This window comes from Candidatus Borrelia fainii, assembly GCF_027925085.1.
GTDB lineage: Bacteria > Spirochaetota > Spirochaetia > Borreliales > Borreliaceae > Borrelia > Borrelia turicatae.
This window is the reverse complement of the sequence record NZ_AP027070.1, coordinates 16,226-41,109: the sequence shown is the minus strand read 5'-3', so window position 1 is coordinate 41,109 and position 24,884 is coordinate 16,226. Positions and strand designations below refer to the sequence as shown.

General features: G+C 28.0%; 11 protein-coding genes and 1 pseudogene. 7 read left to right on the top strand and 5 right to left on the bottom strand.

Annotated features, from left to right (window positions below; genetic code table 11):
- Window positions 1-2,538: a type I DNA topoisomerase gene (gene topA / locus QMG63_RS00140; protein WP_281860653.1), complete on the bottom strand. Its 2,538-nt coding sequence runs from the start codon at window positions 2,536-2,538 to the stop codon at window positions 1-3.
- 75 nt (window positions 2,539-2,613) lie between these two features.
- On the opposite strand from topA, the gene sbcD reads away from it, so the two are divergent.
- The 4 genes and pseudogenes from sbcD to QMG63_RS00120 all read left to right on the top strand — a co-directional run bounded on the left by sbcD (window position 2,614) and on the right by QMG63_RS00120 (window position 8,297).
- Window positions 2,614-3,846 (top strand): exonuclease subunit SbcD, encoded by a 1,233-nt coding sequence (gene sbcD / locus QMG63_RS00135; protein WP_281860651.1) that lies wholly within the window; start codon window positions 2,614-2,616, stop codon window positions 3,844-3,846.
- Complete coding sequence (locus QMG63_RS00130; RefSeq protein WP_281860649.1) at window positions 3,833-6,682, top strand: AAA family ATPase; 2,850 nt, start codon at window positions 3,833-3,835, stop codon at window positions 6,680-6,682. The genes sbcD and QMG63_RS00130 overlap by 14 nt, the downstream gene beginning before the upstream one ends.
- 47 nt (window positions 6,683-6,729) lie before the next feature.
- Window positions 6,730-7,670: pseudogene (locus QMG63_RS00125) on the top strand (ROK family protein).
- Entirely contained in the window at window positions 7,671-8,297 is a 627-nt protein-coding gene (locus QMG63_RS00120) for a copper homeostasis protein CutC (RefSeq protein WP_281860647.1), read from the top strand.
- 203 nt (window positions 8,298-8,500) lie between these two features.
- Here QMG63_RS00120 and QMG63_RS00115 read toward each other — a convergent pair whose 3' ends face one another.
- The 4 genes from QMG63_RS00115 to QMG63_RS00100 all read right to left on the bottom strand — a co-directional run bounded on the left by QMG63_RS00115 (window position 8,501) and on the right by QMG63_RS00100 (window position 16,422).
- A complete protein-coding gene (locus QMG63_RS00115) occupies window positions 8,501-9,355 on the bottom strand; it encodes a hypothetical protein (protein WP_281860645.1) in 855 nt (284 codons plus the stop codon).
- Window positions 9,343-12,477, bottom strand: a complete 3,135-nt coding sequence (gene ileS, locus QMG63_RS00110) for an isoleucine--tRNA ligase (protein ID WP_281860643.1) — start codon at window positions 12,475-12,477, stop codon at window positions 9,343-9,345. The genes QMG63_RS00115 and ileS overlap by 13 nt, the downstream gene beginning before the upstream one ends.
- Window positions 12,462-14,618, bottom strand: a complete 2,157-nt coding sequence (locus tag QMG63_RS00105) for an AAA family ATPase (RefSeq protein WP_281860642.1) — start codon at window positions 14,616-14,618, stop codon at window positions 12,462-12,464. The genes ileS and QMG63_RS00105 overlap by 16 nt, the downstream gene beginning before the upstream one ends.
- A 94-nt stretch (window positions 14,619-14,712) precedes the next feature.
- Complete coding sequence (locus QMG63_RS00100) at window positions 14,713-16,422, bottom strand: phospho-sugar mutase (protein ID WP_281860640.1); 1,710 nt, start codon at window positions 16,420-16,422, stop codon at window positions 14,713-14,715.
- Window positions 16,423-16,540: 118 nt separating this feature from the next.
- Between QMG63_RS00100 and uvrB the strand changes: the two genes are divergently transcribed.
- Genes uvrB through QMG63_RS00085 form a run of 3 tightly spaced genes read left to right on the top strand, consistent with a single transcriptional unit; the run spans window position 16,541 to window position 24,775 of the window.
- Complete coding sequence (gene uvrB, locus QMG63_RS00095) at window positions 16,541-18,502, top strand: excinuclease ABC subunit UvrB (protein ID WP_281860638.1); 1,962 nt, start codon at window positions 16,541-16,543, stop codon at window positions 18,500-18,502.
- 34 nt (window positions 18,503-18,536) lie between these two features.
- Complete coding sequence (gene uvrA, locus QMG63_RS00090) at window positions 18,537-21,377, top strand: excinuclease ABC subunit UvrA (RefSeq protein ID WP_281860637.1); 2,841 nt, start codon at window positions 18,537-18,539, stop codon at window positions 21,375-21,377.
- The gene (locus QMG63_RS00085) at window positions 21,332-24,775 is read left to right on the top strand and encodes an LPS-assembly protein LptD (RefSeq protein ID WP_281860635.1); all 3,444 of its coding nucleotides are present in this window, start codon (window positions 21,332-21,334) and stop codon (window positions 24,773-24,775) included. Before uvrA ends, QMG63_RS00085 begins: the two co-directional genes overlap by 46 nt.
- Window positions 24,776-24,884: the final 109 nt, after the last annotated feature.

Sequence of the window (24,884 nt, the reverse complement as noted above, 5' to 3'; positions counted from 1 at the left end):
CTACATTAGTCCAAAAATATAAGTTGCATCTATTTGATTAAGGTCGATATCAGTAGGCAAATCAACCTTTTTCCTCTTAATTTTAGCATAAAATTTATCATTTTGTTTGTAAACATAAATTTTATTTCCAACTTTATTTTTTGCTAGTGGTATTGTTTTTACAATAATTCCGTTTTTTTCTAGTTTTGCGTCTAGCAGTTTAATTGATTCTTCTAGTGTTATTTCGTATGCTTTTGTGTCTTTTTTTAATGGGCATATTATGCTGTTGTTTTCAGTTTTAATATAGTCTCCAAAAATCCCTGTTGTAGCAATTATTTTTTCATGAGTTTTTGGATATTCGCCAATTATTTTTGGAAGTGAGAGTAATTTGAGAGCAAGTTCTAGGGTTATATTTTCATGTTCTATATTTTTTGTTGACATTTTTTTAGCTTTTATTATTTTAGGTTTTTTTGGTTTACCTGTTTTTGTGAATTCTTGTGGAGCATGAATATCCTCTCCAAGTTGGACAATTCCTCCATATTTTGAGTTTTTATATATCACATTAAGTCCTGTTTCAGGATCAATTCCTAATATATTGGGTTGTATTTCTTTTTCTGATATTATTTTTTTTATATCATCTTCTTTGTATAAGTTTTCTAATGGTGTTGTTACATTAATCGCATAATTATTTCCATTAAAAATTAAATAGGGACCAAACTTGCCAATATTAACTTTATAACTAAATTTTTCGTTATTAGTATATTCATGAACTATTCTAAATTCTTCAGGGCTAATAATGGGTTCTATTTTATTTATAGTATTCTTAAGACCTTCTTCTCCATTATAAAATTTATTTAGATATTTTATTTTGTCTAATGCGCCTATTGCGATCTTATCTAGGTTTTCTTCCATGTGAGATGTAAATTTTAGTTCAATTAATACTGGGAAATATTTTTTTAAGAGATTTATGACAGCAGCTCCTTTTATTGTTGGAATTAGTGTGTTATTATATTCAAATATATATTCTCTTTCAAAGAGTGTTGAGATAATAGTTGAATAAGTTGAAGGACGTCCTATACCTTCCTTTTCAAGCTTTTGTACAAGTGATGCTTCTGTATATCTAAGTGGAGGTTTTGTCTCATGCTCTTCTGGTTTTACATCTAAGATGACAAATTTATCACCTTCTTTTATAAGGGAAAAATCTATGATACTGTTTTCATAAGACTCTTTACTGTTTTTTAGAAAGCCATCAAAGATGATTGTTGTGAAACTTGTTTTAAAGGTTAAAGTTTCATACTTCAATGTTATTTTAATAATTTTTTTTATTGCGTCTTTCATTACGGATTCAATAGTTCTATCCCATATTATTTTATATATTTTTCTGGCAGTTTCGCTTTCTATTTGTATTTGTTCAGGAGAAGTAAAGAGTTCAGAAGGTCTTATAGCTTCATGTGCATCTTGAGCCATTTTAGCTTTGGCATATAATCTGTCATTTGTTTCTATATATTCTTCACCATATTTTTCTTTTATAATAGTTTTTATTTTTTCTCTTGCGGTTTTGGCAATGTTATAAGAATCTGTTCTTATGTAAGTTATGTAGCCGTTCTCATATAGTTTTTGTGCGTAATTCATAATTTGTTTGGTTCCTATTTTTAATCGTCTGTTTACTTCTTGTTGAAGAGAAGATGTGATGAATGGTTTAGGAGGCGCTTGTTTTATTTCTTTTGTTTCAATTGAAATCACCTCTATCTCTTTTGTGTTATTTAACTCCTTTGTAAGCATATTCATTAATGTTTTGTCTATTACAATCGTTTTTTCAGGATCGTGTAGATTCCCTGTGTCGTTTACAAAGTCTTTGCTCTCAGCTACATTTTTGTTTTTAATTTTTTCAAGTATTGTTTTAATCTGTATGTCATTTTTGTTGTGTTTGCATTCAAGCGTAATGGAATAATAATTGGCTTTCTTAAAATTTATTCTTGTCATTTCTTTTTCTATTATTAATTGAAGGCCAACGGATTGTACTCTCCCGGCAGAGAGTCCGTAAGCAATTTTTTTCCAAAGTAGAGGAGAGATAGTATATCCATAAAGTCTATCTAGTATTCTTCTTGTCTCTCCGGCATTAACGAGATTCATGTTAATTTCTCTTGTATTATTTAGTGAATCGATTATTGCACTTTTTGTAATTTCATGAAATACCATTCTTTTATAATTTTTAATTTGTAATACTTCTTTTAAATGGAATGCTATTGTTTCACCTTCTCTATCTTGGTCAGTGGCAAGATAGATTTCGTCTTTTTCTTTTATGAGGTTTTTGAGTTTTTCAATTACTGTTTTTTTATTGTTTGGGATAATGTAGAGCGGTTTAAAGTCATTTTGATGATCTATAGAGATAGTTGCCCATTCAAATTTTTTGTACTCTTCAGGTATTTCTTTAGCACTGTTTGGCAAATCTCTTATATGTCCTATGCATGCTTCTACTAAGAATGAGTTATCAAGATATTTCTTTATTGTTATTGCTTTTGTTGGTGATTCTACTATTATTAATTTTCTTTGTTGCATAAAACCCTTATATATATATAATATAACATAATGTATAAATTGTTGTAATTTTTCAATAAAAATAGTTTGGTATTTATGAGTAATTATAGAGTTTTACATACGTCTGATTGGCATATTGGTAAAAAAATTGGATATTTTTCTAGGATTAGTGAGCAAGAGAAGTTTTTAGATTTTTTATTGAAATTTATTAAAAATGAAAAAATTGATCTTTTACTTATTGCTGGTGATGTTTATGATTCAAAGAGACCTGGATTTGAAGAACAAAAGTTAATAAATGATTTTTTTTACGAATTATCTTTTACTTCTTGTAAATGGTGTGTAGTTATTACTGGAAATCATGATCAAAGAGATTATTTTAATATTAATAAAAATATACTATCAAGGTTTAATTTTTTTTTAGTTACTGAAAATGAACTTTCTAAGCGAGTGTTGTTTTTAAAAGACCGTGGTGATGTTAAGTTTATTATTGTTTGCATGCCTTATCTTAATGAAAGGCTGATTGTGGATCAAGATTGTAAAAATATAGAACTACATAATGATGTCTTTCTTAAAAATCTTGAAAAAGCTTATAAAGAGCAAATATCAAATGCTATTGGGTCCCTTGATGGGCAGTATCTTCATATCCCTAGAATATTGATTGCACATTATTTTTTTTCTAGTAGTAATGTAGTTGGTAGTATTGGAAATAGTCCTATTTTACCTGTAAGTGTTTTTGGCAATAATTTTTCTTATGTTGCACTTGGACATATTCATGATTTTAAGAAGTTAAAAGATAATGTAGTTTATTCAGGTTCACCAATTCAGTATTCATTTGATGAGGATATTAAAAAATATGTGAATGTCTTGTTTTTTAGTGAAAATAGATTAGTTGAGCAAAATAAGGTTTTACTTCCTATATTTGGTAAATTGTCCCTTTTAAAAGGTTCTTTTAATGAGATTATGAATGATTTGCATAAAATTAAGAATGAAATTTCTTATTTGTGTTACTTAAAAATTGAGCTTAATGAGAAAGTGGCTTCTGAATTTGAAGAGCAGATTTATGCTTTTGCAAAATCAAGTTTAATCAATATATTTGATATTTATTATCATTGCGTATATTCAGAAGAAGAGTCCTTAAAAGAAAGACGAATGTTGCTTAATAGAGATGAGGTACTAAGTAGGGATGAGAAGTATTTTTTCCAGGAAAAATTAAAAAAAGATATTAAGAATGGTTTTAGGAGAGGAAATAAATTTAAGGAAGAAGAACTTATTGCTCTTTTTGAAGAAATATTACTTAAGGGAAGAGCAGGCGAATATGAGGATAAATAAGTTAGTATTTAAGAATATTGCTTCTTATAAAGGTGAATATGAGATCAATTTTGATGTTTCTGTTTTAAAAAATTCGGGAATTTTTTTGATTTCTGGAAATACTGGAGCTGGGAAGAGTACAATTTTGGATTGTATTACTCTTGCTCTTTATGCACGAGTTTATAGACTTGATAAAAATATTTCAGATTCAATTTCTAAAGGTTTTGATAGTGCTTATGTTAAACTTACTTTCACTATTTCTGGAAAAGTTTATGAGTCATTTATTGAACTTAATACAAGACAAAAGGAAACCCCCAAAAATATGGTACTTACTTGTTTTAGTGATGGGAGTTTTATTGAGAATAAAGATGATGTTTTGTCTTATATAAAGAGTCTTTGTAGGTTAGATTTTAAACAGTTTTGTCAAACTGTTATTTTACCCCAAGGTAATTTTCAGGAGTTTTTAACTTCAAAACCAAAAAATAAAACAGCAATAATTGACAATATTTTTAATTTAAAAAAGTATGATGATATAGAAATTTTTTTAAAGAAAGAATTAGAACTTGCAAAATTAAATAAAGAAAGATTAGTACTTTTAGATACAGAAGAAAGAAAGAGATTGAGCATTAATGAAAAAAAAATAAATGAATTGACTGAATCTTTGAATTTAATTGATGTAAAAGTTTTAAAAGAAAATCTTTGCAATGTTTATGATTTGATAGTTATTTGTGATGAACTAATAAAGTTCAATCAAAATTATTTAGATATTCAACATAGGATAGATAATTTGAAATTGGAATTATCTTCTAAAGTCTTTAGCAGAAAGAAGTTAAATAATGAGTATTTTTTGCAGAAAAAGAGTAAATTAAAATTAGATGAAAAACTTAAGTTTTATAATTCTAATGATTTTTTGGATTTAAAAAATTTTGTTCAAAGGCAAAGCGAACTATTAAATGATAAAAATCGGTTCTCGTTAGAGCTTGTAAATATTCAAAGGGACTTAGAAGAATTGAAATATTTGGATTTAGACAATTTTAATTTTGATTATGTAAAAGAATTATATTATGAGAATGTTATTTTACGTGAGATGACTTTTGATGAGGATGCTTATAATAGCTTGCTTGTAAAAGAGAGTCAATTAGAAACACAAAGAAAAGAATTATTAGTAGAACAGGAGATAAAAAACGTCGAAATCAAAAGTATTAATTCAGAAAAAATATCATTTAATTTTGATAAGTATGTTTATTATGAGGCATTAAAGTTATTAAAGGGGTTTTGTGAAGAATTAATATTGAGATATAAAAATGAATTAGACTTGTTGTTAAAGTCAAATGATAGTGATTTATCACAAGCTATTGAGAGCAATATTAAAATTGATTTATATAGAGATTTTTTAGAACATCTTAATAACAAGAGACAGTCTGTTGAGAAAGATATAGAGGATCTTAAACATCATGAGGATGCATATAAAGTATATCAAAGAAAAGAAGAATTAAAAATCAGTAGTTTAAATGAGCTTTTCAAATTGAATTCAAAGCTTCAAATTTTGCAATCTGAGTTAGATATTCTTAAAGTTGATATCTTGCATAATAAAGAAAGTAAAATTAAATGGGAGGGTTGTGTCTTAAATTTTAAGAAAAATAATGCAGAAATTTTAAAAAGAATTGGTCAAAATTTATTTCAAAAATATATAGATTATTCTAATAAGAATAAGATTTTGATTTTTGAAGGTAAACTTAAGGAAATTTCAGCTTTAAAATCAATGCTTGATGATTTAAATTCCAAAATTTCTTTAAAGGAAGTAGAAATTAAAGAAAATTTAGGTAAAATAAAAAATTTATTATCTAATGTTAATTTAAAGATAAGTCTAAGTAAGCCCGCTTTAATTGAGAGAGAGTTTGAAAAATTTTTAAGGTCTAAAAGAGACATAGAAAATGATCAGGTTAAATTAAATTCGTGTCTTGATAATATAAATAATGAAAAACTTAAACTTGAAAGTCAAATTGAGATGATGGAACAAACTATATTAGATTGTGAAGTAGAGATTAAAGATAAACTTGATAATTTTACTTCTAGTTTTGTTAATTTTAAAAGATTAATTAAAGGTGTTCCTTTTGTTAAGGATCCTATTTTTTCACTTGATTCTTTAACTCCTAGTAAAAATAGTTTAGAGCATTTTATGAAGTTGAGATCCGATTTTACATTTCAAATTGAGGTTATCTCTAAGGAGATTAGTAAGTATGAGACAAATTTTTCAAGCTTGAAGGAGCTTAAAGCAGAACTTAATACACATGAGATTAATTTAGAGAATATTAAGAGTGAATTAAGTAGTGTAAATGAGCGTAATGATAAATTGGAAATTTTAAAAAAAGTTGTTACTACTTCTCCTAGTTTAAAGTATTATGTTCAGAGTTTTTTGATTGATGAAATTTTAAGTATATCAAATAAAAAGTATTTAAATATTATTCTGCCTGATTTTGAGCTTGAAATTGATACAAATAGTAAAGATTTTAATTTTCTAGTTAAAAGCAAAAAAGATGGAAATATGATTCGTAGTGTTAAAACTCTATCTGGTGGTGAGAAATTTCTTGTATCTTTGTCGCTTTCTCTAGCTCTCTCAGACATGATAAGAGATAGTGAGCTTAAAATAGAAGCATTTTTTCTTGATGAGGGATTTGGGAGTCTTGATGAGGATACTTTAAAAATGGTTATTCCAAAGATTTCTGATTTTCAGCGTGTTGATGGGCGTCAAATTGGTATAATATCTCATGTTTCTTATTTGAAGGAAGAGATTAAGACTCAGATAGTTATAAGTAAAATTTCAACAGTTTCTAAGATTACTATAGAGAGTTTTTAATTTTTTGTTGTATAATTACCTGGATATTTTAAAATAAGGAGATTTGTATGGAACGTTACATTTCAATTGATGTTGGAGGTACTAATACTAAATATTCTCTTGTAGATAGTTGCGGTAATTTTTTTGATAAACATGAAGTTAAATCAGGTACTACTTCTGATGAGCAAGTTGGTGTTTTAGTCGATGTAATTAATTCTTATAAAAGAAAAGAAAATATTAAAGGTGTTGCGATTTGCATGCCTGGGTTTGTTGATCCTAAGGGCATTGTAATTAGAGTGAATGCTATTAAAGGATTTACTCATTATCCTTTAAAAGAAAGGCTTGAAGCCTTAACAGGGGTAAATGTTGAGATTGAAAATGATGCTAATTGTGTGGCTTTAGCAGAAAAATTTAAAGGTAATGCTATTCATTTTGATGATTTTGTTGCGTTGACTCTTGGAACAGGCATTGGTGCTGGAATATTTATGAATGGGAAAAACTTTTGCGGGGATATTCTTTTATGTCTGGTGAAATTGGGTTTATGATAACCAGAGGGCTTGAAAATAATATTCCTTTTAATTGTAGATGGGAATCTATTGCTTCTGTTGCAGCCTTAAGGAGAAAGGTTGCTGAGCGTTTGGGAATGAAATTTGAAGAAGTTTCTGGAGAATATGTTTTTGAGCTTGCTGATAGTGGTAATATACATGCTAGAAATGAAATCGAACATTTTTTTGAAACTTTATCATTTGGAATTTTTAATTTAACTTTTATTTTAAATCCTGAAAAAATCTTAGTTGGAGGCGGAATAAGTTCACGACCGGATTTAATAAGTAAAATATATGATAAATTAGAAAATTTATGGTCTTTAGAATTGGCTCATATTTATAATAATGATATCAAGAAACTTGTTAGAGTTGAAACAACTAAATTTAATAATGATTCTGGTAAAATTGGAGCATTATATCATTATTTTGTTGAAAATCAATTGTTATGTAATTTAGGTGTTTAGATGATAAGAGAGGCATGTGTTTTTAATATATTGGAGGCTTTAAATGCTGTTAAGCTTGGTGCTGATAGAATCGAGCTTTGTGAAAATACGACTTGTGGAGGAACCACGCCTTCTTATGGCACCATAAAAGTTTTAAAGGAAAGGTTGGATATTCCTATTGTTGTTATGATTAGACCAAGATGTGGGAGTTTTGTGTATTCTAATTTAGAATTTCAGGCTATGAAGGAAGATATTGAGATTTGCAAGAGTCTTGGAGTGGAAGGTGTAGTTTTTGGGATTTTAAAGGATGATTATGAAATTGACATAGGTAGAACTAAAAACTTGCTAAGTTTATCTTACCCTTTAAAAGTTACCTTTCATAAAGCAGTTGATGAGACTTGTGATATTAGATCTTCTGTGGCTAATCTTTTAGATATTGGTGTTCATAGAATATTGACTTCAGGAGGAGGCTTTAAAGCGGAAGATTCACTTATGATACTTCAGGATTTAATATTGATGGCTGGAGAAAAATTAGAAATTGTTGTTGCAGGTAAGGTGAGTAAGGATAATGTTGATGCTATTGATACTATTCTAGGTGCGAAAGCTTATCATGGGAGGTTGATTGTTGGTAATTTAAATTCATCCTAAGCTTATCGTTTTGTATTGATTTAAGGTCAAATTAAGTGAATATCTTAATATAAGAAGGGATTCTTAAGGTAAAATTTAAATAAAAATTTGCACATACTGATTTTGTTTATATTAAGTATGAGATTGTATGTAATTGAAAGATAGTTGCTTTTGTAGGTTCTGTAAATTGAGTTTATATAAAAGACGGTCTTAAATTTATTTTATTAGTAGTATGGCCTATTTGATTTAGATGCTTGGGATTCTTTGTCTTTATTTAGTATTAAACTTGTTATAAATTCTTTGACTTTTATTTTGTTAACATTAAATTTAAGTTCTACGGTATTTTGATCTTTTATTCTAGTTTTTATAGGACTTGAGATTATTATTTTTGTCATGCTTGCTAATAGGATTGGTATTAGTTTCTTTGATAAAATAGATAGTATTGTTGGATTATCAGTATGTAAGTAAACTTGTAAGTTATAATCCTGGTCATTTTCACTGTTTGCAATGAATATTCCCTTGTTGAATGGAATATGATTTATTTTTTTTATGTTATTTGGCATTAGTTTAGCTATATCCTTTATCCAAAGGAATATTTCATTTTGGTCAAGTATGTCAATATATTTTGCTGTTAGTATGTTTTCACTTTTATGAGTTGTTTCTTTTTGGTTTATTAGAATTCCTTTTTTATTTTTAGTGGGAGTGATATATATATTTGAATTTTTTATCTTCCATTTTGGTTTTATAAATATGTTTCCATAGGATTCAAAATTTGAGTTATTTTGTATTCCCCAAAATATATTTTTGGGAAAATTTCCTGTTATTATTGCTGAGAAAGTTCCTGAGTCTTTTGTGTAACTTAAGTATAAATTACCAACAGTGTTAAGACCGATTTTGTATTTGAATTTGAGTTCATTGTAGATAAATCTGTTTTTAGATAGATTGATGTAAGCGTATATGTCTGATGATGGGTCTAACAACATAATTGAAGATGTGTTGTTCTTAGGTGCACAGTAATTTAAAGTTTCACATCCTATAAAAAGAATAGCCGTGAAAATTTTGATAATTAATTTGGCCATATTTTGATACCTATATTTATGAATATTTCGTCGTCAAGTTCTACTTTTGTTAATGCCTTTTCTTTATTAATTTCTATTTTAAGTGTTAAGGTTTCCGTTTTAATATAGCTTTCAAATTGATTTGTTATTTTCTTCAATATGTCACTGTTATCTATGTATAGTATTATTCTATCACTAACATTAAAATTATTTTCTTTTCTTAAATTTTGTACTTTTCTTATAAGTTCTCTTGAAAGTCCTTCTAAATATAATTCTTCTGTTATTAGTGCACTTAATCCAATTGTGATAGAGTCTTCATTTATTATTTTTAAATTTTCTCTTTCATGTTTTTCTAAGATTATATCTTTTAGCGTAATATCATATGTATTTTCATTGATTTTAATTATATGTTTATTACCGTTTATTATTTTTAATATATCTTCGTTTGTTAGTTTCATTATTTCTAATGATCCTGCTTTCATATTTACGCCAAGTTTACTTCCAAGTTCTTTGAAGTTTGCTTTTGCTTTGTAAGTTACAAGTTCTTCTTCATTGGATTTGATTTGTATTTCTTTTGCGTTAATTTCTTCAAGTATTATTTCTTTCATTTCATTTAGTATTTGTTGTTCTTTTTGATCCTTGGTCACAACATAGATTGTGCTTATGGGTTTCCGTATTTTGATATTATGCGATGCTCTTAGTGATCTTGCGATTGAAACAACTTTTCTTATAAAGTTCATTTTTTCTTCAAGATCTATGTTAATAAGCTTGTCAATTGCTTGTGGGTATTTGTTTAGGTGGATTGATTCTTTTTCATCTTTGGTCTTTAGATTTTGATAAATTTCTTCTGTTAGGAACGGGATAAATGGTGCAAGCATCAATATTAAGTTTTTTATTACATAATATAGTGTTTCATAGGCATCTATTTTATCATTATCATTCTCGGATTTCCAAAACCTTCTTCTTGATCTTCTGATATACCAATTATTTAGTTTGTCAATAAATGCAAGAAGTTCTTCTATTGATTTTGTTAAGTTATATTTATCTATTTCTTCATTTAATATTTTTTTTAGACTTTCGACTTCGCTAACTATCCATTTATCAAGGATATTAGTTTTGTGTAGATTTATGTTATTGTTAGGTTCAAATTTATCAATTATTGCATAAGTTATGAAAAATGAGTAAGCATTCCAGATAGGGATTATAATATTTTTTAAAACATCTTTAACTCCATCATCACTGTACTTTAAATCATCGCCTCTTATCACGGGACTCATTACTAGGTAAAGTCTTAAAGCATCAGCTCCAAATGTGTTTATTACTTCCATTGGATCTGTGTAATTTCTAAGTGATTTTGACATTTTTCTTCCATCACTAGATAATACTAATCCATTAACTATTACATTTTTAAACGCTGTGTTTTCAAAAAGTGCAGTTCCTAGGATTGTTAATGTATAAAACCATCCTCTTGTTTGATCTAGACCTTCTGCAATGAAATCAGCAGGAAAAATATTATGGAAGTTGTCTTTGTCTTTAAATGGATAATGCTTGCTTGCGTAGGGCATAGAACCAGATTCAAACCAGCAGTCTAAGACTTCACTTGTTCGAACATATACACCACCGTATTCACTTGGCCAAGTAATTTTATCAACTTTATCTTTATGTAAGTCATTCACTTTTTGTCCTGAAAGTCTCTCAAGTTCTTCTTTAGATCCTATACATATTTTGTTTCCTGTCTTTGAACATATCCAAACTGGTATTGGATTTCCCCAAAATCTGTTTCTGCTTATTGCCCAATCTCGTGCATTTTCTAGCCATTTGCCAAATCGTCCTTTTTTTAAGTGTGAAGGCATCCAGTTTATTTGCTCGTTTGATTTTATGAGCTTTTCTTTTATTATTTCAATATTGACAAACCATGAGCTTATGGGTCTGTAAATTAGAGGTGAATTTGTTCTGTAGCAAAATGGATATCTGTGTAAAAAGTTTTCTCGTTTGAATAAAAGGTTCATTGATTTTAGTTTTTCTATTATTTTATTATCTGCATTTTTAACAAATAGTCCTTCAAAATCTTTTACTTCGTTTGTAAATCTGCATTCAGCATCTATAGGTGTGATCATGTCGGTTTTTGTATTATTTTTGAGTATGTTATAGTCTTCTTCTCCAAAGGGTGCGATATGTACTATTCCTGTTCCATCATCAGTTGTGACATATTCTGCTGTATGAATCTTGAAAGCCCCTTTATCCCGTTGGTTTAGGAAATAGTTAAATATGGGTTCATATTCTATTCCTTTAATATACTCACCTTTAAATTGTTCTATTACTGTATATGCTTTTTCATCTTTATAATAGTGATTTAACCTTTTTGTGCCGATTATGAATGTTTCATCTTTTTCCTTATCAAATATTTTAGAGTAATCTATATCTTTGCCAACAGCAATTCCAAGATTTGTAGGTAGTGTCCAAGGAGTTGTTGTCCATGCGAGTAAGTATTCATTTTTATCTTTAATTTTAAATTTTATAGTTAGTGATGGGTCATGAATTTCCTTATATTCACCGAGATTAACCTCAAAGTTTGAAAGAGGAGTTGCAAGTTTCGGAGAATATGGTAGTACATAGTAGCTTTCATAAATTAAGCCTTTATTATAAAGTGTTTGGAATACCCACCATACAGATTCCATAAAGGTTGTATCCATTGTTTTGTAATTGTTTTCAAAGTCGATCCATCTGCCTAATCTTGAAATTGTTTTTTGCCATTCTTTTGTGTATCTAAGAACTATCTTTCTACATTCTTCGTTAAATTTATCAATTCCATATTTTTCTATTTCGTATCTTCCAGAGATTTTTAAGGATTTTTCTACTTCATATTCTACGGGTAAACCATGAGTATCCCATCCAAAATATCTCTTAACCTGTTTGCCTTTCATTGTTTTATATCTTGGAATGATATCTTTAATTGTATTTGGAACGAAGTGTCCAAAATGTGGGAGTCCTGTTGCAAATGGGGGTCCATCATAGAATGTAAATTCTTCACAACCTTCTCTTTGTTGTATTGATTTTTCAAAAATTTTATTATCATTCCAAAATTTTAATATTTTCTCTTCTATCTTAGGGAAATTTACTTTGCTTTCTACTTTCTTGAACATAAGATTTCCTTTTGTTTAATTTTTATATTATTTTGGTCTAAATATATTTTTATTAAATTAATATTGGGATTTTTGAATATTTGATTGATAATTTTTTCTTCTATTTGTTCTTTTATTGCATTTAAAACGCTTCTTGCTCCGGAATTTTTATCATAATATTTGCTGATTATATGATTTTTAAGATTATCATCAATCTCTATTTGAATATTTTTTAGCCTAAATTTTTTAGTAAGTTCTTTGCAATAGTTGTTATAAATTAAGCTGAGATCTTCTTCTTTTAAGATATTAAGAATTATTTTTTTTTGTATTTTGTCTAATAGTGATGATTTGAATCTTGTCTTAAGCTCATTGTTGATTTCGTTTTTGATATTTATATTATTGTCTGTTTTATTAAATCCAATACTTCCCTTTCCAAGTAGTGTTTTGGTGCCAATAGATGTACTTAAAACAATAATGGTATTTTTAAAGGATATTTTGTCTTCTTTACTAGTAATTAACTCTCCCTGCTCAAGTATTTGTTCTATAATAGTAAGCACAGAATTATGAGCATGTTCGATGTTTTCAAATATAATAAAGGCTCTAGGATTATGTTTTAATCTGTTTGTTAAAATACCACCGTCAGCATAGCCTGTATATCCTGGATTCGTTCCTATTAATTTTGATATGGAGGTTTCTTCTCTATAGTCTGACATGTCTAGCTTTAGTGTTGAGTTTTGATCCTCAATAATGATGCTTGATATTGTTTTTGCTATCATTGTTTTTCCGCTCCCGCTTGAACCTATGAGCAATATTGATGTTAAAGGTTGCGTATTATTATTGATTTCGAGCTTTGTTTTGACCATTTCTATAATTATTTCATTTATGGCACATTCTTGCCCAATTATTTTTTCTTTTATGTGTATTGCTTCTGTTTTAAGCGTATCAATTTCTTCTTTGATGTTAGATTTTATCTTAATATTTAATAGTTCATCTGTTGCGCTTTTAATATCTTCTACATTGATTATTTTTTTATTTGTTTCTTTTTGCTTTTTTTGAGCTCCGGCAATATCAATTAGATCAATTGCTTTATCGGGAAATCTTTTGTTAATTAGATATTGTGATGATATCTTGATGACATTTTCTATGGCTTCTTTTTCATAAGTGACACCATGATAATCTTCAAAGTTTTTTATTATGTTATTGATTATATTGAGAGTTTCTTTTTCATCAGGTTCTTTGATAGATATTGTTTGAAATCTTCTAGTAAATGCCTTATCTTTAGAAATATGTTTTCTATATTCATCATAAGTTGTTGCACCTATGATTTGTATTGCAGAACGAGACAAAACGGGTTTTAAAATATTTGCTGCGTCAATAGAGCCTTCAGAGTTTCCAGCTCCTATTAGAGTGTGTATTTCATCAATAAATATTATTATGTTTTTATTGTTTTTAATGAATTTAATTATGTTGTTTAATCTTTCTTCGAATTCGCCTCTATATTTTGTTCCTGAGACTAAATCGGAAGTGTCGATTTGTAGTATTACTTTGTTTTGTAGTTGATTTTTTATTTCTTTATTTGCAATTTTGATGGCAAGGCCTTCAACAATTGCTGTTTTGCCAACGCCAGGTTCTCCTATTAAAATTGTGCTATTTTTATTTCGTCTCTCAAGTATGTTTATTAGTGATTGAATTTCTTTTTCACGACCGATTAGAGGATTGAGTTTTTTTTCTTTTGCAAGTATTGTCAAGTTTTTAACGTATTTATCAATTTCAAAATAGTCATTTGTAAGTCTTATTTCATCTTCAAATTCTTTATATGTTTCAATTAACCTTATTTTGTCTATACTTGCTATCATATTTTCTTCATTAAAGTTGAAGCTTAATTTATTAAGTTTATATTTCTTGAGAAGTTTTTTCGTTTTTAAGATTTGATAAAAAATCTCTTTTATGCCTATTGAGGTTTTAGACTTAAATTCTTTTTTTGTTTGTTCAATAAGAATAAAAATTTCTCTGTTTATCTTTGGAATTATAATTTCATTAGTACCAATTAAAACTTTTTCTAACTTTTCTATTTCACATAATGTATCTTGTTTAATATTTTTTAAAGTTTTGGTATCTATTTTTTTTATCTCAGATTTTTTTGGACAAACTAATATAGACATTAATAAATGCCAAATTGAAACTTCTCTATTTTTATTTTTTCTAGCAACTTCTCTAGCGGCTACTTCAACTAAATTTATTAGGTTCTCTGCTATCTTAATACTTTTCTATCTCCATTTTTATACTGTTTATTATATCAAAAATATTGTTTTTTTGTTCGTATCTTGAATATATGGATACGTAAAATTTAATCTTTGACTCTGTTCCAGATGGCCTAATGATTATTTTTATTTCGTTTTCTAATAAAAATTTTATTGCATTTGTAGTATGTTTGTATTTTGTTATTTTATATACATTGCCATTCATATCGGTTTCTGTTAATTGTTTGAAGTCTAATTTTTTGATTATGTTAATTCCTGCAAAATTTTTTTTAATTTCGTTCCTAAATTTTGACATTAATTCTTCTCTTAAAAACTCCCCATTACTTCCTTGAAAACTTTTATTAATTATAAAGTCTTCATAATATCCAAATTCTTTGTACATTTCTTGAAGATATTTTCCTATTGTTATTTGATTCTTTTTTAATGTTAACATTAAGTCACAAAATCCTTTTATGGCTGAAAATGCGTCTTTATCTCTAGTTCCAGTTCCAATTAAGTATCCATAACTTTCTTCACATCCAAAAATAAATTTTTGATTTGGTTCTTTTGTTTTTATCTCATCTATTAAGTGCCCTATCCATTTAAATCCTGTATATGTTCTATATAATGTTGAGTTATATTTTTTTGCTATCTTATTTAGCATTGGTGTTGTAGTGAAAGAAGCTATAACAAATACATTTTTAGGATTCTTTTCTCTAGATAATAAGTAATTCATTAAAATGCATGCAATTTGATTGCCGTTTAGAGTTTTCCATTTTTTACCCTCATTAAAGGCTATACCCATCCTATCAGCATCTGGGTCGGTTGCAAATGCAATATCACAGTTTTCTTTTTTTGCAAGTTCTATTACTTTAGACATGGTAGTATGTTCTTCAGGATTAGGATAATTGACTGTCGGAAATTCTGGGTCAGGGATTATTTGACTTGGTTCAATTAAAAGTTCTACTTTACTGCCTTTAAATAATTCCTTTATTATTGTTCCTCCTGTCCCGTGCAAAGGAGTATATGCTATTTTTAAATTTATGTTTTTGCTTTTTTTATTGAAATCAGGAAATTCTTCATTTATTTTTTCTATGTATGCTATATCAATCTCATCATTAAGTTCAATTATTGTTTGCTTATTTATACCTTCTTTTTTTATAAGTGTATTTTTAATATTAGATACTTTTTTGATTTCTGATATTATTTGTGTATCATGAGGAGGTATTATTTGAGCACCCCCTTTCCAATATACTTTATATCCATTGTATTCTTTTGTATTATGACTTGCTGTTATCATTATTCCAAGATCGCAATCTAATTTTCTAACTGTATATGATAACTGGGGTGTTGATCTTAGATTCTTGTATATATAAACTTTAAGGCCATTTGATGCAAAAATTTCGGCAGCGTCATATGCAAAGTTTTTTGAGAAGTATCTTGAATCATAACTTATTATAACTTTAGGATTTGGTGTGATTTCAAGGATGTAATTGGCAATTCCTTGGCTTGTTTTTGTAATATTGTAGGTATTGATATAGTATGTTCCAGCTCCAATGATACCTCTCATTCCAGCAGTGCCAAATTCTAGTTCTTTATAAAATCTATTGTACAGTTCTCTCTCATTATTTTCATTAAGTAATCTTATCGCTTCATCTTTAAAATATTTGTTTTTTTCAAGTTGAATGTATTTTTCTACTTTTTTTTTAAGTTTATTATTTTTCATACTATTTTCCTTTATTTTATTATTTGAGAATCTATAATATAAATTATAGAGTAATAAAGTATTAAGTGTAGAATTAGTTATTATATTTTGAGTTACAATTTTTTTATTTGAGGTTTTCATGCAATTTTGTTTAAGGTCTGATTATTTTCCTGCTGGTGATCAATCAAAAGCAATTAGAGAAATTGAGGAATCTATTTTACTTGATAATAAATATCAGACTTTAAAGGGTGTTACAGGTAGCGGTAAAACTTTTACAATGGCTAATATTATTAGGAATTTAGAGAAACCTGCTTTGATAATTAGTCATAATAAAACTTTAGCTGCACAGCTTTATAGGGAATTTAAGGACTTTTTTCCAGATAATGCAGTTGAGTATTTTGTTTCTTATTATGATTATTATCAGCCTGAATCTTATCTTCCATCAAAAGATTTATATATAGAAAAGGAAGCCTCTATTAATGAAGATATTCAAATAAAGAGGATAAGGACAATAACATCTCTTTCTAGGAGGCGAGATGTTATTGTTGTTGCTACAGTTTCTTCGATTTATGCATTAGGTTCTCCAAAATTTTTTAAGAATGCTGCACATGTTTTTTTTGTAGGGCAAAAGATTTCTATTAAAGAGATAGCAGATATTTTTGTTAAGCTTCAGTATGAAAGGACGCTTATGAATCTTGAACATGATAAGTTTTCTATTAAAGGTGATGTTATTGAAGTATGGCCTAGTAATGAGCATGGTGATTTTGCATATAAAATTTATTTAGATTTTGATGAGATTGTTAGGATAAACAGGATTAGTCCACTTACAAAAAAGGTATTGGGATCTACTGATGAATTTACTTTTTTTGCTAAGTCTTATTTTGTTATTCCTTATGAAAATATATTGGATGCTCTTCCTAAAATACAAGTTGATTTAGAAACACAATATCATTCTTTGAAAGAAAATGGTAAGTTTGTTGAGGCTGAAAGACTTAATCAGAGAGTAAAATATGATATTGAAATGTTAAGAGAGACTGGATCTTGTCAGGGCATAGAAAATTATTCTAAATACTTTAGTGATAGCGAGATGGATAGACCCTATTGTCTTTTTGATTTTTTTCCCAAAGATTATTTGTTATTTATTGATGAATCTCATGTTACTTTGCCTCAGTTTAGAGGAATGTATAATGGAGATTATTCAAGAAAATTAAATCTTATAAATTTTGGATTTAGACTTCCATCAGCACTTGCAAATAGACCTCTTAAATATCATGAATTTGAATCTTTGATTAATCAGGTTGTTTTTATTTCAGCAACTCCTGGCCTTGAAGAGTGTGAAAAGAGTAGTGTTATTGCTGAACAAATAATACGTCCAACGGGTTTGATTGATCCAGAAATTATTCTTAGAGTTTCAGATGGGCAGATGGAAGATCTTTATAATGAAATTCAAAAAAGAGTGGCTTTAAATGAAAAAGTTTTAATTACAACTTTGACAAAAAAAATGGCTGAGGATTTAACAGATTATTTATTAAGTCTTGATATAAAGGCTAGATATTTGCATGCAGAGTTTAATGCTATTGAGAGAGTAGATATTATTACATCTCTTAGAAAATCAGAAATTGATGTTATTGTGGGTATTAATTTATTAAGGGAAGGTTTAGATATTCCCGAGGTTTCTCTTGTTATCATACTGGATGCTGATAAAGTAGGATTTTTAAGATCTACTGCTTCTTTGATCCAAATGATTGGTAGAGCTGCTAGAAACTCAAATGGTTGTGTTATAATGTACTACGATCACGTAAGTTGCGCAATGAGAGAGGCTATTGACGAAACTAATAGAAGACGGAATATTCAAATTGAATACAATAAAAAAAATAATATTATTCCAAGGACTATTATTAAAAAAGTACAAAATATTTTAGAAAAAGAATTAAAAAATGAAACCTTTGATTATGACATTAGAAAAATTATTTCTGATGACAAATTATCTAAAAAGGATCTTATCATTAAGCTTAAGTTTAAACTTGAAGAGGCAGTTTGTGATGAAAGATTTGAGGATGCTATCTTTTTGCGAGATAAAATAAGAGAGCTTGTTAAGTAAGGGGTGAAAATTTTAAAGACGAGGAGTTTATGTCTTGAGAGAAAAAATTACTGTCAGAGGTGCAAGAGAGCATAATTTAAAAAATGTTAATGTTGATATTCCAAGGAATAGTTTGGTAGTGATATCTGGAAAGAGTGGTTCTGGTAAGTCCTCTTTGGCTTTTGATACAATTTTTGTAGAAGGGCAAAGAAGATATATGGAGTCTGTGTCATCTTATGCAAGGCAGTTTTTGGGAGTAATGAAAAAGCCTAATGTTGAGTATATAGGCGGACTCTCTCCTGCTATTTCAATTGAGCAGAGGACAATAAGCAGTAATCCAAGATCAACTGTTGGTACAATTACTGAAATTTATGATTATTATAGATTGCTATTTGCTAAAATTGGTAAGCCATATTGTCCAAATGATGGAAGTTTAATAGAAGAACAATCTTTAGATAATATAATTAATGTTATTTTAAGTTATGCTGAAGGGTCTAAAGTTATATTATTTGCGCCTGTTGTTATGGGTTCAAAGGGTGCTCATAAAAAAGAGCTTGAAAAGATATTAAATCAAGGGTTTAGTAGGGTAAGAGTAGATTCTCAAGATTATTTGATAGAAGATGCTGTTAGTTTGAGCTTAGATAAAAATAAGAAACATAATATTGAAGTTATAGTAGACAGAATAAAATTGAGTAGTAATGTAAGAATTAGACTTTCAGAATCTATTGAGACTGCTTTATCGATTTCTAATGGGTATTTACGTGTAGAAATTGAAAATGATTTAGAAAAAATAGATAAAATTTTTACAGAACATAATAGTTGTTCTTTGTGTGGTTTTTCTCTTCCTGTCATAGAACCAAGACTTTTTTCATTTAATAGTCCATTTGGAGCTTGTCGTGAATGTTCGGGTCTTGGCATTACACTTGATTTTGATTTTGAGAAGATTTGTCCTAATGTGAAGCTTTCTTTTAATGATGATGCATTTATTACTTTTAAACCCAATTCGTCTTGGGCTTTATCAATTTTTAAGGGGCTTGCTAAGCATTATGGTTTTAGTTTAGATACTCCCATAAAAGATATTTCTGAAGATATTCTTAAAAAAATTTTGTATGGAGCCAATGAAAAGATAGATTTTATCTATAAATCTAAAGAAATGGAGAGTAAAGAAATAAAAGGTGGTTTTTATTATTCTAAGGAATTTGAGGGCCTTATTCCTCTTTTAAAGAGGCGTTATCTTGCAACTGAATCTGAGAGTGCTAGATCATTTTATGAGAGTTTAATGTCTCGCAGAACTTGCAATGCTTGCAAAGGTAAGCGATTAAGTCTTGGGGCTTTGTCTGTTAAGTTGTGCGGCAAAGATATTCAAGAACTTAGTGATCTTTCTGTTATAGATTCTTATTCTTTTTTTGATAAGATTGAGCTCGATGAGCTTGATGTTAAAATTTCTAGAGAAATTTTAAAAGAAATTAAAAGTAGGCTTAAATTTTTGATTGATGTTGGACTTTCTTATTTATATTTAAATAGGATGTCTGGAACTCTTTCAGGGGGTGAGGCTCAACGAATTAGGCTTGCTACTCAAATAGGATCGGCTCTTGCTGGAGTTCTTTATGTACTTGATGAGCCTAGTATTGGATTACATCAAAGGGATAATGAAAAATTAATAAGTACCCTTGTTAATTTGAAAGAACTTGGTAATACGGTAATTGTTGTAGAGCATGATGAGCAGACTTTGCGTACCGCTGATTATATTATTGATGTTGGACCTGGAGCTGGGATTTATGGTGGAGAGATAGTTGCTAAGGGAACTTTATCTGATATTTTAAATAATGACCATAGTGTGACTGGCAAGTATTTAAGCGGTCAACTTAAAATAGAAGTTCCAAAAATAAGACGTAAAGTAGGAAAAGCTGAAATTGTACTCTTGAATGCTAGTAAAAATAATTTAAAAAATATTAATGTGCGTATTCCTTTGGGAGTTTTTACTGTAATAACGGGAGTTTCTGGTAGTGGAAAGAGTACTCTTCTTAATGATATATTATATCCTGCTCTTGATAGTAGGTTAAAGTCAAATACAAGTTATTTTGATGGTTTTGGAGATGTCATTGGGTATGAGCAAATTGATAAAGTTATTCAAGTAAATCAAAAACCAATAGGTAAAACACCAAGATCAAATCCTGCAACTTATGTTGGATTTTTTACAGAGATTAGGGAACTTTTTGCAAGGCTTCCAGAGTCTAGAGCAAGAGGATTTAAGGCTGGTAGATTTTCTTTTAATGTTAAGGGTGGGCGTTGTGAAAAATGTCAAGGTGATGGATATTTGAATATTCAGATGCATTTTTTGCCTGATGTTTTTGTTCCCTGTGATTTGTGTAAGGGAAAAAAATTTAATGAGGAAACTTTGGAGATTAGGTATAAGGGAAAGAATATTTATGATGTTTTAGAAATGAGTGTCCTTGAGGCTAAAAGTTTTTTTGAAAATATTCCAAAGGTTAATCATTATTTAGAGATTTTAAAAGAAGTGGGGCTTGAATATATTAAATTAGGTCAAGCATCAACAACCCTTTCAGGAGGAGAATCTCAGCGGATCAAATTGGCTTTTGAGCTTGGAAAAAAGAGTACAGGAAAGACTTTTTATATTATTGATGAGCCAACAACAGGTTTGCATTTTGATGATATAAGAAAATTGTTAGAGGTATTGCAATTGCTTGTTCAAAATGGAAACACTGTAGTCCTTATAGAGCATAATTTAGATGTAATTAAACAGGCAGATTATATAATAGACTTAGGTCCTGAGGGTGGAGTATCTGGAGGAAATATTGTTGTATCTGGAACTCCTGAAGAGGTTTCAAAATGCAAAAGTTCCTATACGGGAATGTTTTTAAAAGATCTTTTGTAATATTATTTTTGGTAAATATTTTTAATTGTTTTATCTTGTTTGCTCAAAATGTTAATGATAAGAAAAGTTTAAAAGATAAAAAAAATCTAACTTTAATGCAAAAAGCTAATTTGAAAGAACTTGAACTTTCTAGTGATGAAGATTTGAAAAAATGGGCATTAAGAGAAGGTATTGAAGAGAGAGATATTCCTAAGATAAAGTTATTACTTTTGGAAAAATTTGGTATATCCCCTGAACTTTTTTCAAAAGCTAGCAAAGATATAGGCAGATATAAAATAATCATTGAGAGTACAGATAATCTTGAAAATTTTACTTATGAGATTACAGGGGATGAAACTATCATATTTAAAGGGAAAGTAAATCTTATTATTGAAGACGTTAAAGATAATAAAAAGCATAACATTAAGGGTGATAAAATTATTTTTAATAAAAATTCCAAGAAGCTTTTTTCTAGTGGAAATGTCGAATATAAATTTGATTTAAGTAGTGATGAGAAGTTATATTTTTATGGCGGTGAATTATTTATTGATTTTGATTCTCAGAATTTTCTTCTTAAAAATGGAACTGTTCAAAAAAAAATGAATAAAAATTTAATTGACCATATTGTTTCATTTGGGGGCAAAGTTTTAAGGAGATTGGATAATGATTCAAACATTTTAGAAGAGGCTTTTATTACAACTAGTAAGATTCCAGAACCTTATTATTCTATTAGAGCCTCTAAGATATGGATTTTGCCATCTGGGGACCTTGGTATTTTAAATGCTGCGTTTTATATAGGAAGAGTACCTATATTCTATATCCCATTCTTTTTTAGACCAGGTGATAGTTTATTTTTTAATCCGTCTTTAGGATATTCTTCAAGGAAAGGTCTTACTCTTTTTAATACTGTATATTTACTGGGTAAAAAATCTGCTAATATTGATGAAGTTTCTTTTTTAGATTTTGATTTTCATTCAGTATACAATTCAGATAAAAAATCTTATATTAAAAATGGTTATTTAACTTATTTCTTTGCAGAAGATATTGTCTCTAAAGTTAATCAAGACCATGTTAAATTGATTTTTGATATTTATTCTAATTTGGGGTTTTATTCAGGTATTGATTTTAATTTAGGTGATACTTTAGATCTTTTTAAAACTTTTGAAGGTAGTTTTGGTATAGGCTTGACAAGAACTCTCTATAAGCATAATATCTCTGGTGACTATCGCCCTTTTAAGGGTAATAATATCAATTACTCCCTTTTTAGTTTTGATAATATAAATAAGGGTGACATATTTGGATTTGAGGTTCCCTTTAGGTATTTGCTTAAATCTAAGTCTGAATTTTTAATTAGTGATGTGCTTTTTTCATTGATTTTTGAGCATTATTCAGATCCTTATGTGATGATTGACTTTAAAGATAGATTAGAGAGTGCAACATTTTTTTCAATTTTAAGTCCTTTAAAAGATTCATCAGAGACAGAAAAGATGATAAAGACATTCGATTGGAATTTATCTTCTTTTTATAATCGAACTTTTGATAATAATGCCCTTATTGATTATAGATTAAATAATCTTGGATTTACTTTTAAATTAGCCAATTATGAGAATATTTTTGGTAAAAATCCTAAAAGCATTGAAGATCCAACTAGAAAATGGTTTTATTTAGAGAGAATTCATCTGCCTTATATCGACTTAAATTTTCAGAAAGAGCTTTATAATAACAGTTGGACTTCTCTTTCTAATTTTAAGGGTGAAGAAATAATTATGGTACCCAAAGTTAAAAATATTGAAGATAATGTTGAGAATGACAAAGATAAAAGTAATGCCAAGAAACTTGAGGAAAAAAAAGATTTAACCAAAGATTTTTATTTATCTCCCAACCCAATTATTTCTAATAATCTGAGTAAGCAAGATTCTTTTTATATAAGATTGGGAATAAATCCTTATTTTAAAAATAATATATTTTTTGATAATTCTAAATTTAAGTCTCCCCAGGAGTTTAAATATGATGTAGAGACCTATTTGTTTGAGATTAAAAATAAAATAGATTTAAAATTTCATGCTGATTTTTATAATCGGCTTGTTACTTTTGAAGATATTTTGTATCTTAATACTATTGAGTATAATCCTTTAGATAAAGATTATAATTTAGTCGATAAAGACAAGAAGAGCGAACATTCACTTATTAATAAAATAAATTTGGATTTATTTCCTTTTATGCTGTATCCTGCTTTTTCTCGGAGTAGTATTAAGTTTGAGAACAAAATTACCCTTTATTCATTTGATAAAAAGTATGATAGAGATTCTAAAATGTTGAATGGCAAGAGCAATACCATTTTTTTGAAAAGTCCTGAGACTTTGCATCAAGAATTGAGTTTTGGCTTGATTTATGACTATAGATTTTTTACTACTAGTCTTTCAGGTGTGCTGAAAAATACTTTTGAAAATATATATGCTTCTTCTAATTTTAAGTTTGCGATGGAATTTCCTTATTTGTTACAAGAAGTAGGTATTGGAATTAAATATGAGAAGAAATTTAAGGAAAACGAGAAGAAATCTGTTTTTAAAAATACTTCTGTTAATTTAAAACCTTTAAAACCCATTTCCCCTTATAAGAATTTAGAGATGTATCCTGCTTTGTATTATAAGATAGAACCAAGATATTTAGATTATTTAAAGCTTATCTTTCTTGTTGCTTATGATCCTTTGATTAATGGAGTATCTGAACTTTCGTTTAAGTTTAGTGCTTATGATTTTAGATCTGAATTTGCTATGAAAAATGATTTTGAGTATAAATATGATAAATTGATTAGCGATTTTGCAAAGGTAGGAGATACAACTAAGTTTATTCCGTATTCTTTAAGTTTTCAATATAAAAAAGATTTATATGATTTTAAGTTTTTTGATGAAAAATTAAAAATTGGACTGGGAACAGATGTTGGATGGAAAATGAATTTGCAAAAATTTGTTGATAATGAATTTTGGCTTGAGTTTATTTTTAAGTTTAGGTATACTAAATTTTTTGAGTTGAATTTTTCAACTCGTTCTATTAATACTAAAACTTTTAGATATTTTGGAGGATATATGGAACAGGTTGATCTTGAAACGGTTAATCTGTTTGCGGATCTGTTTAAGTCATTTAATTTCTTTAATATTCAGGATAGAAAGAATTCATTATTTAAAATCAAAAAAATTAGTACGAGCTTTAAATTTAATTTTTATGATTGGCAATTTGTCGGGGACTATAGTTTAAGTTCAGATATTTTGAAGGATGGTAGTGGTAGGTATTCTTATATTTGGAGAAATAATTTTTCAATTTATATTTCTTGGAATTTCTTTGAACCTGTTAAATCATCGTTGGAAAGTAATGCAAATACTAAGTATGAATTTTTAATTAACCGTAAATCTAAGAAATAAATAGTAACTATCTGATTATCTATTTAAAATAATTTTTTTATAAATTTAAACTTTTTTACATTTTTGGGATTTTTGATATTACACTGTCAATAGTTTGGTTTGAGTTAAT